Genomic DNA, 16,164 nt, shown 5'->3' with positions numbered 1-16,164 from the left:
TCCTCACGCCCCGTTCCGGTTGCCCAGGGCGTCGGCGTTCGGAGCCGCCTTGGCCACCAGGTTGGGGACGACCGAGGTCAGTTCCTCCGGCGTCCAGCGCGACTCCGCGCTCGCGCCGGGGCCGTTGACCCAGCCCTCCAGGACCGTGATGCGGTTGCCGACGACGCCGAAGACCCGGCCGGTGACCTCGCGCGAGGCGGCCGAGCCGAGCCACACCACGAGCGGGGAGATGGCTTCGGGGGTGAGGTCCTGGGCCTCGGCGGCCTGTCTCATCATCTCGATGTCCTCGGTCAGCCGGGTGAGCGCGGTGGGCGCGATGGCGTTCACCGTCACGCCGTAGCGGGCGAGTTCGGCGGCCGCGATGACGGTGAGGCTCGCGATGCCGGCCTTGGCCGAGCCGTAGTTGGACTGGCCGGGGTTGCCGAAGATGCCGGACGGGGAGGTCGTGTTGATCACCCGGGCGTCGTTGTCGTGACCGGACTTGGCGCGCTCGCGCCAGTACGCGGCGGCGTGGTGCAGGGTGGCGAAGCTGCCCTTGAGGTGGACGGCGATCACGCTGTCCCAGTCCCGCTCGGTCATCGACACGATCATCCGGTCCCGCAGGATGCCGGCGTTGTTGACCAGCACGTCCAGGCCGCCGTAGGTGTCGACAGCCTGCCGGACGAGTCGGCCGGCGCCGTCCCAGGCGGAGATGTCGTCCGTGTTGGCCACCGCCTCGCCGCCGGCCGCGACGATCTCGTCGACCACGGTCTGGGCGGGCCCGGCCGAGGCGCCTCCGCCGTCGCGTCCGCCGCCCAGGTCGTTGACGACGACCTTCGCGCCGTGGGCGGCGAACGCCAGGGCGTGTGCCCGGCCGATCCCGTTGCCTGCGCCGGTGACGACCACGACCCGGCCGTCGACCACTCCTTCGGACATCCTCAACTCCTCGATGACGGTGACTGGTTGGCCTCGGCGAAGAGGACCCGCGGGTCCTCGCTGCCACAGGCGCAGCGGCCGGTGAGTACGCGTCCGGCGATGCCGAGCGGGGTCTCGGGAAGCTCCGAGGTGCGCGCTTCCCCCGCTGCCACGGACAGTTGTCCGTCCCGCGCGCCGACCCGCCACTCGGCCGCGTTGACGTGTGCGCCGCCGCGCTCGGGGCACTCCAGCGCGAGGGCCGGTCCCACGGTCGCGATCAGGGCGGCGGACACGCCCACCCCGCGCAGCACCGGTACGGCGGCGGGCCGGGCCAGTACGGCCGGCGTCGTCCGGAACATCTCACCGACGTCGGCCGCACCGGCCAGCCCCTCCAGGGTCTCGGCCGACAGGCCGATGACCGCGTGCGGGTCGAGTTCGCGGTGGAAGACCGCGGTCCTTCGGTGGTCCCAGCCCATCGCCTCGGCGATGCCGTAGGTCACCTTCAGGGTGCCCAGGGCGCCGATCACCGCGTGGCCCCAGAAGCCCTCGAAGCCGGAGGTGGTCAGCAACGCCCGCTGTCCGGCGGCGAGTCCGTGGTCCCGGAACCGGGCGGTGACCCAGTCGGTGTCGCGGGCGAGTTCCGTCCAGGTCAGTTCCATGTCCCGGATGCCGTCGGCGGTGGGGAAGCGTACGAGGTAGGCGAGTTCGGGCCGGTCGAGGGTGCGGGCCCGGGCGAGGGTGTCGGCGCGGGCCATCAACTCTTCACCACCCGGGGGAACTTGGCGACGCTGGTCATGGTCTTCAACAGGTCCTCCTCGGTGCGCATGTCGAGCACCGGCTTGACGCCGGTCCGCTCCCGCACGGCCTCGCCCAGCCGTCCGGCCAGGGCGTCGACGTCGCCGGTGAGACGGGGGTCGTAGCCGACGCGCAGGCGCAGTTCGTCGACCTCGCGTCCGGCGCGGACGATCTGGAAGACGCCCGCCACGGTCTCGGGCTGGTCCTCGACCGCCTGCCAGATGTCGCGCAGGACCACGGAACGCCCCTGGACCAGGGTCTCGTCGCCGCGTCGGCCGGCCACCCACATCCGGGCGTGGGTGCGTCCGCAGCCACAGCGGTCGCGGGAGAGGCGGACGAGGTCCTCGCTGCGGTAGCGGATCAGCGGCGCGGCCCGGTTGTCGAGATCGGTGGCGACCAGTTCGCCGAGGTCGCCCTCCGCCGCGTCGCGCCAGCCGTGCTCGTCGACCTCGACGCACTCCGCGAAGACGGTGTCCTCCCAGAGGTGGAAGCCGTCGTGTTCGCGGCACTCCCAGGCGGTGCCGGTGTCGGCGGCGCTGGTGTACTCGTAGACGTCGATGCCCCAGTCCTCGCGGATCCGCTCGCGCATCTTCCGGCTGAGGGGCTGGCCGGCGCAGGAGGCGCCCTTGAGGGAGGAGAACGCCTCCTTGAGGTCCGTCGTGCCGGCCAGGTGCTCCAGCTCCACCATCTGCGGATACATCATCTGGAGGTAGGCGGGGCGGTAGGTGCGCAGGGCCTCGACGACCTCGGGCATGTTCCCCATCCAGGTGTCCACCTCGATGACCACCGCGCCCAGCGCCTGGAAGCCGGCGTCCATCAGGTTGCGGAAGGTGCCGGGCGGGCTCAGCACCCGGTCCCCGGGCCTGAGGCCGAGTTCCCACAGGTCACGCACCTGCGCGGTGACCAGCGGCGGCGCGCCCTCCCAGATCTCGGCGAAGAACTCCGGATCGCCGGTGGTGCCCGAGCTGGAGGAGACGGAGGTCAGTTCCTCGGCCGGGACGCAGAGCAGTCCGCCGAAGGGGTCGCCGGTGCGGGCCCGGTGGGCGCGGACCATGTCCTTGGTGATGAACGGGATGCGGGCCCGGAAGTCGTCCAGGGTGCGGACGTCGCGCGGGTGCACCCCGTGCTCGTCCCAAAGCGCTTGGTAGAAGGCGGAGTTGGCGTAGGCGTACTCGACGAGTTCCACCACCCGTTCTTCCTGCCGTGCCCGCAGCTGGTCCCTGGCCATGGTCTCCACCTGTGGCTCGAAGTACCTGTCAGCGGTGTCCCTGTCCCCGGCCATGACGCCTCCTCGCGGCTCAGCTGCCCAGATCTTCCAGCTATCAGCGCAATCAGTCAACTAATTCGACTGAATCTCGGGGAAGTCTCACGCTCGCTCGATTCATATAGTTAACTATTAGCACTCATTAGAGCTCCGGGAGGGCGATGTGAAGATCGTTGTCTGCGTGAAGCACGTGCCCGACGCCACGGCGGACCGCACCTTCACCGAGGACGGCACCACCGACCGCGCGTCGGTCGACTCGCTGCTGTCCGAACTCGACGAGTACGCGGTCGAACAGGCCCTGCGGATCGCTGAGTCGGGCCCGGACATGGAGATCTGCTACCTCACCGTCGGCCCGGACGACGCGAAGGACGCGCTGCGCAAGGCGCTCGCCATGGGCGGCGACTCGGCGGTGCACGTGGCCGACGAGGACATCGAGGGCAGTGACGTCTTCGCCACCTCGCTCGTGCTGGCCGGGGCGATCGCACGGCACGGCTTCGATCTCGTGCTGTGCGGGATGGCGTCGACGGACGGCGGCGCGGGCGTCGTACCGGCGCTGCTCGCGGAACGGCTCGGCGTCCCGGCCGTCACCCACATCGAGGAACTGACCGTCGAGGACGGCACGGTGACCGGCCGGCGCGAGGGCCACACCGCGACCGTGCGGGTCCACAGCGGCCTGCCGGCCGTCGTGTCGGTGACCGACCGTTCCGGCGACGCCCGGTACCCCTCCTTCAAGGGGATCATGGCCGCGAAGAAGAAGCCCCTGGAGACCCTCGGCCTCGCCGACCTCGGGATCGACGCCGGGCAGGTCGGCCGTACGGCCGCGCGGTCGGCGGTGGACACCGCGACCAGGCGTCCGCCGCGCACCAAGGGAGAACTCGTCTCCGACGACGGGACGGGCGGCATCGGACTGGCCGCGTTCCTCACCGCCAAGAAGTTCGCCTGACCGACCCGTTCGTCCGACCGACACGTTCGCCTGACCGCCCCAAGGAGCCCAGCACCGTGGCCGAGATCCTCGTACTCGTCGATCACCTGGACGGCACCGTCCGCAAGCCGACCCTCGAACTCCTCACCCTGGCCCGCCGGTTGGGCGAACCGTCGGCCGTCTTCCTCGGCTCCGGCGCGGACAGCGCGGCCGAGACCCTCGGCCGGTACGGCGCTCACAAGGTGTACGTCGTGGACGCGCCCGAGGTCGAGGAGTTCCTCGTCACTCCGGCCGTCGACGCCCTCGCACAGATCGCGGAGAGCACCACCCCGGCGGCGATCCTGCTGCCGTCGGGCCCGGACGGCAAGGAGACCGCCGCCCGGGTCGCGCTCCGGCTGGGGTCGGGGCTGATCACGGACGCCGTCGACATCACGGCGGGCGCGGACGGCCGCCCGGTGACCGAGCAGTCCGCGTTCGCGGCGACGTACCAGGTGACGGCGCACGTCACCCACGGCGCTCCGGTGATCACGGTGAAGCCGAACGCCACCGCACCCGAACCAGCCCCCGTCACACCCGAGTTGGAGAAGTGGGACGTGGTCTTCGGCCCGGCCTCGGCCGCCGTGCGGGTCCTGTCCAGCACCCCCCGCGAGCGCGGCGACCGCCCTGAGCTGGCCGAGGCCGACATCGTCGTCTCCGGTGGCCGGGGCGTGAACGGCGCCGAGAACTTCGCCGTCATCGAGCGCGTCGCCGACGCCCTGGGCGCGGCGGTCGGGGCGTCCCGGGCCGCCGTCGACGCGGGCTGGTACCCGCACAGCCACCAGGTCGGCCAGACCGGCACCCAGGTCTCCCCGCAGCTCTATCTCGCGGCCGGCATCTCCGGGGCGATCCAGCACCGCGCGGGCATGCAGACCTCCAAGACCATCGTCGCCGTCAACAAGGACGCGGACGCCCCGATCTTCGAACTCGCCGACTACGGCGTCGTAGGGGATCTCTTCCAGGTGCTCCCGCAGCTGGTGGAGGAGATCGAGCGGCGGCGGAGCTGATCTCCGTCCCCGCCCGGCCTTCCGCCTGGCGACCGATACCACTAAAATCGCTAACTGATTACATCCATTGACCCGAAGGAGCGCCATGACGAAGATCTGGGTCAACTCCGGGGACTCCCATGTGATGGAGCCCGACGACCTGTGGGTGCAGGCGCTGCCGCCGCGCCTCGCCGACCGGGCGCCGCGCAGTGAGCGCGGCGACAAGTACGAGGTGCTGTACATCGACGGCGAGCGCATCGACCGCCAGCTCAACGACTTCATGGACGCCATGCGTCCGCCGGGTGCCCGGGACCTCCAGGTCCGGCTCAAGGACCTGGACCAGGAGGGCGTGTGGGGTCAACTGGCCTTTCCCTCCATGGGGTTCTGGCTGGTGTCGATCACCGACCGCGAGCTGGCCCGGGAGACCGTACGGGCCTGGAACGACTGGGCGCACTCCGAGGTGCTCGGGAAGCAGCGGCGGATCATCACCCCCGCCTGCGTGTCGACCGCCGACGTCGACGACGCGGTCGCCGAGGTGGAGCGCGTGGCGGAGATGGGCTTCCAGTCGGTGTTCCTGCCGTGCCAGACGCGGCCGGGCGAGGAGTACGCCCTCGACCGCTGGGAGCCGCTGTGGACGGCGGCCGAGCGGGCCGGTCTGGTGCTGGGCTTCCACATCGGCACGGGGGGCGAGAACGTCGTCTTCCGCGGGCCAGGCGGCGCGGTCGTCAACTACATGGAGACGACCTACCCGGGCATGCGCGTCGTGTCCCACATGGTCGCGGGCGGCGCCCTGGACCGGCACCCCGACCTGAAGATCCTGATCGCGGAGGGCGGCGCGGGCTGGGTGCCGGCCATCGGCGACCGGATGGACGAGGCCTACCGTCAGCACGGCATGTTCGTCCGGCCGAAGCTCAGCCGGCTGCCCAGCGAGATCATCAGGCAGCAGGTGTACGCCTCCTTCCAGCACGACAAGAGCTCGGTGGAGATCGTCGAGTCGACGGGCTACCGCAACGTGATGTGGGGCGACGACTACCCGCACCTCGAAGGCACCTACGGCCACACCCAGTCCACCCTGCACGAGCTGTTCGACGGCGTGCCCGCCGACATCCGCGAGCGCGTCACCCGCGGCACCTTCGACGAGCTGTTCAGCCTGCCCGAGCAGACTCCCCAGGAGGCGGCCGTCTGAGCGGCGACCCCCCGATGAGCAGTCCGCCGTATCCCGAGGATCTGGAACGACCGGGCCTCGTGCGCACCGGCCGGTCGACGTTCGTCCGGCCCGTCCGGCCGGAGGACGCCGACCGTCTGGTCGCGTTCGTCGGCGGGCTGTCCCGGGCGACCCTGGCCTATCGCTCGCTCGGCCCGGTGGTCCGCGCCCGCGACGACGTCATCCGGCGCGGCGCCCACGTGGACTACCTGAACGAACTGGCGCTCGTCGCGCTGTCCGGTGACGAGATCGCGGGCCTGGTGCGCTACGTCCGCGATCCCGGGGAACCGGAACACGCCGAGGTCACCTTCACCATCCGCGACGACCACCAGAGCGAGGGGTTCGGCAGGCTGCTCCTGGAGCACATCGCCGCTGCCGCCCGCGCCCGGGGCATCCGGGTCCTGGAGGCCGACGTCCTCGCCGACAACACCCGCATGATCAACGTGTTCCTCGGCTCCGGCTTCCGGGTCGAGTCCGGGCCGCCCGGTCAGATCGTCCACTTCGAGATCGCCGTCGACCCGCAGGCCCAGGCCGTCGCCCGGGCCGAACGCCGCGAGCACACGGCCGTACGGCGCTCCCTGCGACCGCTGCTCGAACCCCGCTCGGTCGCGGTGGTCGGCGCGAACCGCGGCCCCCTGACGATCGGCCACGAGATCGTCGCCAACCTGCTGCGGGGCGGTTTCCGCGGCCCCGTGTTCCCGGTCAATCCGCGGGCCGAACAGGTCGCGGGGACACGGGCGTATCCGAGCGTCCGGGAGCTGCCCGAGGTGCCCGACCTGGCGCTGGTCGCCGTACGGGCGGAGGCGGTGCCCGATGTCGTACGAGAGTGCGCGGAGGCCGGCGTCAAGGCGGTGGTCGTCGTCTCAACGGGCTTCGGGGAGACGGGAGTCGAAGGCCGGGCGACCGAGCTGGAGCTGGCGCGCTTCGCCCGTGCCTCCGGGATGCGGCTGGTGGGCCCGAACTGCATGGGCGTGGTGAACACGACGCCCGCCGCCCGGCTGGCCGCGACCTTCTCGCCCGCGCTGCCGGTGCCGGGCCGGGTCGCGATGTCCAGCCAGTCCGGGCCGCTCGGGCTCGCGGTGCTCGACTTCGCGCGGCGGCTGCGGCTCGGCTTCTCCGGGTTCGTGTCGGTGGGCCATGCGGTGGACGTCTCCACCAACGACCTGCTCCAGTGGTGGGAGGAGGACCCCGAGACCTCGGTGGTCCTGCTGCACGTCGAGACCTTCGGCAATCCGCGCCGGTTCGCCCGCATCGCGCGCCGGGTCGCGCCGCGCAAGCCGATCGTCGCGGTGCACCCGGGACACGCGGACGCGGCGGTCGACTCGCTCTTCGCCCAGTCCGGCGTCATCCGCACCCGCAGCCTCCAGGAACTCTTCGACGTGGCACTCCTGCTGGCCCACCAGCCGCCCCCGCCGGGCAACCGGGTCGCCGTGATCACCAACGCGGGCGGTCCCGCCGCGCTGACCGTCGGCGCGTGCGAGGCGAGCGGCCTGCGGGTGCCCGCACTCGATGAGCGCGTACGTCACACCCTCCGTACGGCGCTCTCGCCCCGCGCGGACGTCGCCAACCCGATCGACCTCACCCCCGTGGCCACGGCCGCGCACTACCGGCAGGCGCTGGACGCCGTCCTGGCCGACGACGGCATCGACGCGGCCGTGGTCCTCTTCATGCCCCCGCTGGCGGACAAGCCGGACGAGGTGGCGGCGGCGATCCTCGACGCGGCGGAGGCCGCGCCCGGGAAGCCGGTGCTCGCGAGTTTCCTGGGCGGCGCGGGCGTCGCCGATCTCCTGCACCGGGGCGAACTCGTCGTACCGACCTACGCGTTCCCCGAGTCCGCGGCGGCCTCGCTCGGCCACGCGGCGGCGTACCAGGCGTGGCGCGGCACCCCCGCAGGGGTCATACCGGACCTCGCCGGAGTCGACCCGGACCGGGCCCGCGCACTGGTCGCCGAGTGCGCGCCCGGCACCGTCCCGGCGCGGACAGCGGCGGACCTGCTGGACTCTTACGGCATCCCCGTACGGGATGCGGTCTCCCCTGGACCGGACGCGTTCCTCTCCGTCCGCGCGGACCCCGTCTTCGGCCCGGTGATCGCGTTCGGTCTCACCGGGGACTACGCCGACCTCATGGCCGATGTCGCCCACCGGATCACCCCGCTCAGCGACCGCGACGCCCGGGAGATGATCCGCTCGCTGCGGGCGGCACCACTGCTGGACGGCCGGGTGGGCGGCCCCGGCGTGGACCTGACGGCCCTCGAAGAGACCGTCCTGCGGATCTCCGCGATGGTCGAGGACCTGCCCGAGATCGAGTCGATGGAACTGCGTCCGGTACGGCTGCTGCCGCCGGGCGACGGAGTCGCCGTGGCCCACGCGACGATCCAACTCACCGACGACACAAGGAGAGGCGTCCCCTCATGAAGGTCGGCATCTACTTCGACATGCGCAATCCCCCGCCCTGGCAGCGGAGTTGGTCACGCGTCTACGGGTTCGCCCTGGAGATGTGCGAGGAGGCGGACCGGCTCGGCCTCGACTCGGTCTGGTTCTCCGAACACCACGGCTTCGAGGACGGATACCTCCCGCAGCCGCTCACCATGGCGGCGGCGGCCGCGGCCCGCACGCGCCGAGTCCGGCTGGGCACCGCCGTCATCCCCGCGCCCCTGCACGCGGCCCCCGAGATCGCCGAACAGGCCGCGATCGTCGACATCATCAGCGACGGCCGCCTGGACCTCGGGCTCGGCACCGGCTACCGCGTACCCGAGTACCGGCTGTACGGCGCCGACCTCGCCAAGCGCTACTCCACGACGGACCAGCGGGTCCGGGAGATCCGCGGCCTGTGGTCCGAGTCCCTGGTCACCCCCGGCCCGGTCCAGGACCCGCTGCCGATCTGGCTCGGCTACCAGGGCCCGCAGGGCGCACGCCGGGCCGGACGGCTGGGCACCGGGCTGCTGTCCCTCAACCCGGCCCTGCTGACGCCGTACCGGGAGGGGCTCGCCGAGAGTGGCTACGACGGGTCGACGGCCCGGATGCAGGGCTCGTTCACCACGTTCGTGACCGAGGACCCCGACGGCGACTGGCCGGTGGTGCGCGAACACCTGGCGTACCAGTGGGACAGCTATCGCCGGTACATGGTCGAGGGGACCGACCAGCCCGCGCCCCGCCCCATCGACCCCGAGAAGTGGCGGGAGACGGGGCTGCGGGCGTCCGGTGTCGGTCAGTTCCTGTACGGCACCCCGCAGGACGTCGCCGAGGCCGTCAAGGCGTACGTGGCGGGGTTGCCGGTGGAAGGGGTGTTCCTGTGGGCCTCGCTGGCCGGGATGCCCGAGGAGATGGTCGCCCGCCAGGTCCAGCTGATCGCCGGGAAGTTGCGCCCGCTGCTTGCCGATGTCTGACCCGAGGAGTCACAGCATGTCGATGGGAACCGGTGAGACCGGAGTGTGGGCCGGGTCGGACTTTCTGGAGCCGCCGCGCACCCAGGGTGGGGTGGCGCTGTGCGGTGCCTGCCGTGTCACCGGTTCCTGTCGCCTGGGCGTGGAGCGCGAGCGGCTCGACGAGGACGGCGTGGCGTGCTTCGGACTCGTCTGCCCGCGCTCGCAGGAGGGCGGCCCGAATGTCGCGCACGGCGGTTGGACGGCGGCCGTACTGGACGACTGTCTCGGTCATCTCCCGCTGCTGCACCGGGTGTTGAGCGTCACGGCGGAACTGAGCGTGAGCTTCGTGAAGCCGGTGCCGGTGGAACGGCCGCTGGAGGTCCGGGCCCGGGTCGAACGCCGGGAGGGCCGGCGCTGGTACATCGCGGGCGAGATGGTGCTGCTGCCGACCCGCGCCGTGCTGGCCCGGGCCTCCGGGATCTGGGTGACCCGCGACCAGGGCCACTTCGCGCGGCACGAGGAGTGGCTGGCCGCCCAGGAGGCCAAGGGCGAGGGCGCGGGTCAGTAGGACCGCAGCCCCATGCTCCGGGCGATCCCGTTGCGCTGGATCTGGCTGGTTCCCCCGGAGATCGTGGCCACGATGGACTCCCGGTAGCGGAAGCTCATCACGCTCTCGGTCGAGAAGCCGTGCCCGGCACACACCTGCATCCCGAGCCGGGCGGCCGCCACATACGTCTCCGACCCCTTCAGCTTGGCCATCGAGCCCTCCCGGGTGCACGGCTTGCCCTGGGCGAGCAGCCAGGCGGCGCGGTACGCGAGCAGCCGGGCGGAGTCGATCTCCGTCTGGAGGTCGGCCATGGCGTGGGCGAGGGCCTGGAAGTTCCCGATCGGCCGGCCGAAGGCGTGCCGCGTGCGGGAGTACTCCAGCATCTCGTCCAACGTGGCCTGCGCCGCGCCCAGATACCCGCCGGTGATGATCACCTTCTCCAGTTCGATGTTGGAGAGCATGACCTTCCAGCCCTCGTCGCGCGGTCCGACGAGGTTCTCCTTGGGGACCAGGGCGTCGTTGAAGAAGACCTCGTTGGTGCCGAGGATGTGCCGGGCCAGCGTCGGCGTCCGCCGCACCTCGACGCCGTCCGTCGCGGGGTCCACGAGCAGCAGGCTGATGCCGCCGTGCTTGGGCTCGCGGGGCCCGGTCCGCACATAGGTCGCGATGGTCGTGTCGGGCAGGCCGCCGCCCGTGCACCACGCCTTCTGCCCGCGGACGAGGAACTGGTCGCCGTGATCCTCGGCGGTGGTACGCAGGGCGGCGGCGTCGGACCCGCTGTCCGGCTCGCTGAGGCCGACGGCGAGCCGGTGGCGCCCCGTCATCACCTGCTCACGGATGAAGTCGCGCTGTGCTTCGCTCCCCCACCGGAACACGGTGATCCCCGGGATCAGCACGCCGATGTAGCACATCGCGACGTCGAAACTGGCCCGCCCCAACTCCTCGGCGATCAGGATGAGTTCGAGCGGGCCGCCACCGTCGCCGCCCTCCTCCTCACTGAACGGGAGGGAGAACCACCCCAGATCCGCCATGCCGCGGAACAACTCGGGCGGCACGACGCCCTCCTCGTCCCACCGCTTGGCCTTCTCGGCCGGGCACACGTCGGCGACGAACTGCCGTGCCGTCGCGCGCAACAGGTCCTGCTCGTCGGTCAGCCCGAAGTCCACGGCCACTCCTCGACAGCACTAGGCTATTCATCTAGCTAATTATTCTATGTTAGCGGATAGGGTGGCCTGATAGGAATGCACCTCCCACGCTTGAGGAACTCGGCACTGGTGGAGAAGTCCCCTTCCCGGGGGACTTGATCGCGGCACCCCGAACAGCCCTGGGGCAACGGAAGTGCGGGAAACCCTGACCGGACGCCACGGCTCGGATAGCCTCGTCAATCCTTGGGGCCGAACTGACGTACGGCGCACATCACTTCGGGGGATCCGTGTCAGAACAGCGGCCGCTGCCATCGGACCTGGCGACGAACGAGGCCGCCGCACTGCGGCAGACCGGTGCCGCACCCCTGCGCCTCGGCGACCCGGATCGCATCGGCCCCTATGCGCCGCTGGCCCTGCTCGGCAGCGGCGGTATGGGGCGGGTCTACCTCGCGCGTCCAGCGGACGGCAGCCCCGGTCTGGCCGCGGTGAAGGTGATCAGGCCGGAGTACGCGGACGATCCCGGCTTCCGGCGCCGGTTCGAGCGTGAGGCATCGGTGCACGAACGGGTCAGCACGTCGCACACACCGAGGCTGTGCGGCACGGGCTTCCAGGACGAGTTGCTGTGGATGGCCACCGAGTACCTCCCGGGGCTCGATCTGGCGCACGCCGTACGTGAGCACGGCGACCTGGAGACGGCCGCGGTCTGGCGTCTGGTGGCGGAGCTGGGGCAGGCGCTGGCCGACCTCGCGGCCGCGGGGATCGTGCACCGGGATCTGAAGCCGTCCAACGTGCTGTTGTCCGTCGGAGGCGCGCATGTGATCGACTTCGGCATTTCGAAGGCCATGGACGCCAGCACGATCACCGGCACGGGTGTCCGGGTGGGAACTCCGGCCTACATGTCGCCGGAACACCTGAGGACCGGCAGATCCGACACGGCGTCGGACGTGTTCTCACTCGCCGGGACCCTGGTGTACGCGGCGGTGGGGCGTGCCCCTTTCGGCGACGGTACGGGGATCGACGTGATGCACCGGGTGGCGTTCGAGGAGCCGGACCCCGAGCTGCTCGCCGAGATCTCGGCGGCGGACGCGGCGCTCGGCTCGCTGCTGACCGCCTGCCTGGCCAAGGAGCCCGAACGGCGGCCCACCGGGCAGGACTTGGTCAACGCGGCCGGGTCACGCACCGAGACGACCGTGTGGCCCGAGCCGCTGGCCGGCCAACTGCTGGCCCGGCAGCGGGCGTACGAGGTGCTGTACCGCCTCCCCGGCGCACCGCAAGCCCGGTTACGGTCTCCGGACGAACGGCCGGTGGCGATGCCGTCGGCACCGGCCGGGCAGGACGGCCGACCTGGTCCGCCCGTTCTCGAACCACTGGTGGTGGCCGCCGAGGCCGCCTCCGGCACACCGTCGGCACGCCCCCAGGAGAGCCGGGTCCGCACCTGGGCACGGAAGAAGTCGGTACGGGCCGTCGCCGCGGGCCTCGCCGTCTGCGCTGTGGCCGCAGGGGGCTTCGTGCTCAGCCGCCAGGACGCCCCGCCCGCCGCTTCCGCCCCGGGGTCCGCCACGACGACCGGCCGCACCCTGCCCGGCGGCACCGCCTTCTCACCGACGCCCGGGGCCTCGGACGCCAAAGCCGCCTCCGGCAAGAGCGCCGACGGCGCCGCGAACCCCGACGGCGCGGCCTCGCACCCCGAGGACTCGGGCTCCGCCGCATCGGCGGTGCACGCCACTCCTTCCGCTACCGACGCCGATCCCAGTGCCCCGGCCGACGCGACTCCCTCCTCGTCCCCGAGCAGTCCGCCCACCACAGAACCCGCGACCCCGGCCTGGATCTCGGACTGCACGTACTACCGCGGCAACGGACGCACGCGCCTCGGAGACAGCGGCAAGCGTGTGCTCCAGGTGCAGTGCATGCTGACGAAGCGCGGATACGACGTCGGGAGCACCGGCGTGGACGGCGACTTCGGCGCCGGAACCGAGTCGGCGGTGCGGAGCTTCCAGAGCGACAGACTGCTGGACGCCGACGGCATCGTGAAGCACGCGACCTGGCTCGCCCTGCGCAGTACGGAGTGACCCGACCTGGGTAACACGGCGTTCAAGGATCCCCGGAGCGGTACCGTCGGCGAAACCCCGCGCGGTGGTGCGCTGTCCACGGCACCCGACCGGCCGACTCCCGCGCTCCCCCTGATCGTCACGGCACACGGCTCGTGGTGGGCCCGCGACGCCCAGGACGCCGTCATCCAGCCCTGCCCGGCAGGGTGGCACCCGCTCCCGAGCCACCACTGTCACGATCATCCGGGCGTCGCACCGGACGCCCTTCGGCTACGGCGATCACGCCCGACCGGCGACTTCAGTCGGGGGTGATCGGATCGCGACGGCTGACGATCGGATGCATGAGGTCGTACAGCACGACGCTCCACCCTTCCCGCGGGATTGTTCGGCGGGGTGTCTTTACGTAGGCGTACGGGGCGGAGACACGCGTTTTCCAATGGTCTGCTGCATGCGGGGCCGCAGTGAGGCGTTCGCGCGGTCCGAGGCCGAGCTGGACCCGCCGCCGGTCGGACCGACCCGACCCGCCCCGACCCGCCCCGCCCGTGGGACCGGTTGTCCCGGCCGAACTCGTGGTCCTCACCATCGCCGCGGGAGGCCGACGAGTCGGCGGACACACCCGTCCGTTCATGCCTCTCCAGATCCGGCTGCCGACGCCCCCGAGGTGGTCCACGGGCAACGCCTGGGGCGAGCCGCGCCTCGCCCAAGGTGCCCACCGACCCCCTTGCCCTGGACGCGACCCCCGCCTAGCCTGACTTTGTGCCGCAAATAAACAAACCCCGAACGCACAACGCCGTGCCGGGCACCCCCACCGACCTGACCCGCCTCCGGATCACCCTCACCGCGTTCTTCGCCCTCGACGGCTTCATCTTCGCCGGCTGGGTCGTCCGCATCCCCGCCATCAAGGAACAGACCGGCGCCTCCGCCAGCACCCTCGGCCTCGCCCTGCTCGGCGTCTCCGCCGGTGCCGTCATCACGATGATGCTCACCGGCCGCCTCTGCCACCGCTACGGCAACCACCAAGTCACCGTCGTCTGCGCCGTGTTGCTGTCCCTGAGCGTCTCCCTCCCCCCGCTCACCCACTCACCGCTCACCCTCGGCCTCGTCCTGCTGGTCTTCGGCGCGGCCTACGGCGGGATCAACGTCGCGTTCAACAGCGCGGCGGTCGACCTGGTCAGGGCCATGCGGCGGCCCATCATGCCCAGCTTCCACGCCGCGTTCAGCCTCGGCGGCATGGTCGGCGCCGGGCTGGGCGGACTGGTCGCCGGGTTCCTCACCCCGACCCAGCACCTGTTCGGCCTCACCATGATCGGCCTGCTCGTCACCGCCGTCGTAGGACGCGACCTGCTGCGCCTCCAGCCCCCCGCACTCCCCGAACCCACCGATCCCCCCAAGGACTCCCCGAAGCAGGAGACCACCCCCCGCCGCCTCGACCCCCGCACCCGCGGCCTCGTCTTCACCTTCGGCCTGATCGCCCTCTGCACCGCCTTCGGTGAAGGAGCCCTCGCCGACTGGAGCGCCCTGCACCTGGAACAGGACCTCGACGCCACCGCCGGCGCCGCCGCCCTCGGCTACTCCTGCTTCGCGCTCGCCATGACCGCCGGCCGGCTCACCGGCACCCGGCTCCTCGAACGCCTCGGCCGCACCCGCACCCTCGTCTCCGGCGGCGCGACCGCCGCCCTCGGCATGCTGCTCGGGGCCCTCGCGCCCACCCTGTGGGCCGCCGTCCTCGGCTTCGTCATCACCGGGCTCGGCCTCGCCAACCTCTTCCCCGTCGCCGTCGAACGCGCCGGCACCCTCGCCGGCCCCGACGGCGTCGCCATCGCCTCCACCCTCGGCTACGGCGGCATGCTCCTGGGACCGCCAGCCATCGGCTTCATGGCGGACTGGTACTCCCTCCCCGCCGCCCTCACCAGCGTCGCCGTACTCGCCGCCGTCGCGGCCGGCATCGGATTCCTGACCCGGCACGCGGCAGAAGGCTGATTCCACGTCACCGGGCGCAGTGAACAAGCCAACGAGCGGGCCGGTACACGCAGTTGGGGCCGACGAGGCCCACGGGTCGCGCCACAGGGGAATAACGTGGGTACCCACGGCCGATCTTCGACGGTTCCGTGGTTCTCACCGCGCACGCACAGGAGCTTCCATGACCGAAGCGGCAGACAACTCCGAGCAGGATCCGCTCGCCAGGTTCGACACCACCGTGCCGCAGTCGGCCCGGATCTGGAACTACTGGCTGGGCGGCAAGGACAACTACGAGGTGGACCGTGTCGCCGGCGACGCGTTCCGCGAGATCTTCCCCGGCATAGAGACCGGAGCCCGTGCCGCCCGGTACTTCCTCGCCCGCGCCGTCCGCCATCTCGCCGCCGAGGAGGGCATCCGGCAGTTCCTGGACATCGGGACCGGGCTGCCCAGCGTGGACAACACCCACGAGATAGCCCAGCGGGTGGTCCCCGAGTGCCGCATCGTCTACGTCGACAACGACCCGCTGGTGCTGGCCCACGCCCGCGCGCTGCTCACCAGTTCCTCGGAGGGCGTCACCAACTACGTCGACGCCGACCTGCGCGACCCGGTCACCATCGTCCGCGAGGCCGGCAAGACACTCGACTTCGACAAGCCCGTCGCCCTCATGCTGATGGGCATCCTGGGCCACATCGAGGACTACGACGAGGCGCGCGCGATCGTACGACGCCTGGTGGACGCCCTGCCCTCCGGCAGCTACCTCGTGCACTACGACAGCACCGACACCAGCGAGGCCTACGTCGACGCCATCCGCCAGTACAACGAGGGCGGTTCGATCCCGTACATCCTGCGCAGCCCCGAGCAGATCGCGGGCTTCTTCGAGGGGCTGGAACTGCTCGAACCGGGCGTGGCGTCCTGCTCCCGCTGGCGCCCCGACGACAGCGCCTGGGGCCTGCCGGCCGAGGTGCACCAGTACGGCGGGGTCGCCCTCAAGCGCTAGATT

General features: G+C 71.6%; 13 protein-coding genes. 9 read left to right on the top strand and 4 right to left on the bottom strand.

Annotated features, from left to right (window positions below; translation table 11 throughout):
* Positions 1–3 precede the first annotated feature (3 nt).
* The 3 genes from OG714_RS45760 to OG714_RS45750 are packed head-to-tail and all read right to left on the bottom strand — an operon-like array spanning position 4 to position 2,971.
* Entirely contained in the window at positions 4–915 is a 912-nt protein-coding gene (locus OG714_RS45760) for an SDR family oxidoreductase (RefSeq protein ID WP_406130100.1), read from the bottom strand.
* 2 nt (positions 916–917) lie between these two features.
* Complete coding sequence (locus tag OG714_RS45755) at positions 918–1,649, bottom strand: hypothetical protein (protein ID WP_406130098.1); 732 nt, start codon at positions 1,647–1,649, stop codon at positions 918–920.
* A complete protein-coding gene (locus tag OG714_RS45750; protein WP_406130096.1) occupies positions 1,649–2,971 on the bottom strand; it encodes a phenylacetate--CoA ligase family protein in 1,323 nt (440 codons plus the stop codon). The genes OG714_RS45755 and OG714_RS45750 overlap by 1 nt, the downstream gene beginning before the upstream one ends.
* Positions 2,972–3,134: 163 nt before the next feature.
* Between OG714_RS45750 and OG714_RS45745 the strand changes: the two genes are divergently transcribed.
* From OG714_RS45745 to OG714_RS45720, 6 genes are all read left to right on the top strand, one after another.
* Positions 3,135–3,896 (top strand): electron transfer flavoprotein subunit beta/FixA family protein, encoded by a 762-nt coding sequence (locus tag OG714_RS45745; RefSeq protein WP_406130094.1) that lies wholly within the window; start codon positions 3,135–3,137, stop codon positions 3,894–3,896.
* A gap of 56 nt (positions 3,897–3,952) precedes the next feature.
* Positions 3,953–4,918 (top strand): electron transfer flavoprotein subunit alpha/FixB family protein, encoded by a 966-nt coding sequence (locus tag OG714_RS45740; protein ID WP_406130092.1) that lies wholly within the window; start codon positions 3,953–3,955, stop codon positions 4,916–4,918.
* Between the two features lie 85 nt (positions 4,919–5,003).
* Positions 5,004–6,083 (top strand): amidohydrolase family protein, encoded by a 1,080-nt coding sequence (locus OG714_RS45735; protein ID WP_406130091.1) that lies wholly within the window; start codon positions 5,004–5,006, stop codon positions 6,081–6,083.
* Positions 6,084–6,097: 14 nt separating this feature from the next.
* Positions 6,098–8,515 carry a GNAT family N-acetyltransferase gene (locus OG714_RS45730; RefSeq protein WP_406130089.1) on the top strand — a complete coding sequence of 806 codons (2,418 nt, stop codon included), beginning with the start codon at positions 6,098–6,100 and terminating at the stop codon, positions 8,513–8,515.
* Positions 8,512–9,486, top strand: coding sequence for an LLM class flavin-dependent oxidoreductase (locus OG714_RS45725; protein ID WP_406130087.1), 975 nt, complete (start codon positions 8,512–8,514; stop codon positions 9,484–9,486). Before OG714_RS45730 ends, OG714_RS45725 begins: the two co-directional genes overlap by 4 nt.
* 16 nt (positions 9,487–9,502) lie before the next feature.
* The gene (locus OG714_RS45720; protein ID WP_406130085.1) at positions 9,503–10,033 is read left to right on the top strand and encodes a PaaI family thioesterase; all 531 of its coding nucleotides are present in this window, start codon (positions 9,503–9,505) and stop codon (positions 10,031–10,033) included.
* Here OG714_RS45720 and OG714_RS45715 read toward each other — a convergent pair.
* Positions 10,027–11,178, bottom strand: a complete 1,152-nt coding sequence (locus OG714_RS45715) for an acyl-CoA dehydrogenase family protein (protein WP_033278440.1) — start codon at positions 11,176–11,178, stop codon at positions 10,027–10,029. The two genes, OG714_RS45720 and OG714_RS45715, sit on opposite strands and share 7 nt — an antisense overlap.
* A gap of 266 nt (positions 11,179–11,444) precedes the next feature.
* Between OG714_RS45715 and OG714_RS45710 the strand changes: the two genes are divergently transcribed.
* The 3 genes from OG714_RS45710 (at position 11,445) to OG714_RS45700 (ending at position 16,161) form a co-directional block, all read left to right on the top strand.
* Positions 11,445–13,226 (top strand): protein kinase domain-containing protein, encoded by a 1,782-nt coding sequence (locus OG714_RS45710; RefSeq protein WP_406130083.1) that lies wholly within the window; start codon positions 11,445–11,447, stop codon positions 13,224–13,226.
* 771 nt (positions 13,227–13,997) lie between these two features.
* A complete protein-coding gene (locus OG714_RS45705) occupies positions 13,998–15,185 on the top strand; it encodes an MFS transporter (protein ID WP_406130081.1) in 1,188 nt (395 codons plus the stop codon).
* Positions 15,186–15,345: 160 nt separating this feature from the next.
* Positions 15,346–16,161 carry an SAM-dependent methyltransferase gene (locus tag OG714_RS45700; protein WP_406130080.1) on the top strand — a complete coding sequence of 272 codons (816 nt, stop codon included), beginning with the start codon at positions 15,346–15,348 and terminating at the stop codon, positions 16,159–16,161.
* Positions 16,162–16,164: the final 3 nt, after the last annotated feature.

It is taken from the genome of Streptomyces sp. NBC_00989 (assembly GCF_045162655.1).
Taxonomy (GTDB): domain Bacteria; phylum Actinomycetota; class Actinomycetes; order Streptomycetales; family Streptomycetaceae; genus Streptomyces.
This window is presented reverse-complemented; position numbering and strand designations above follow the sequence as displayed.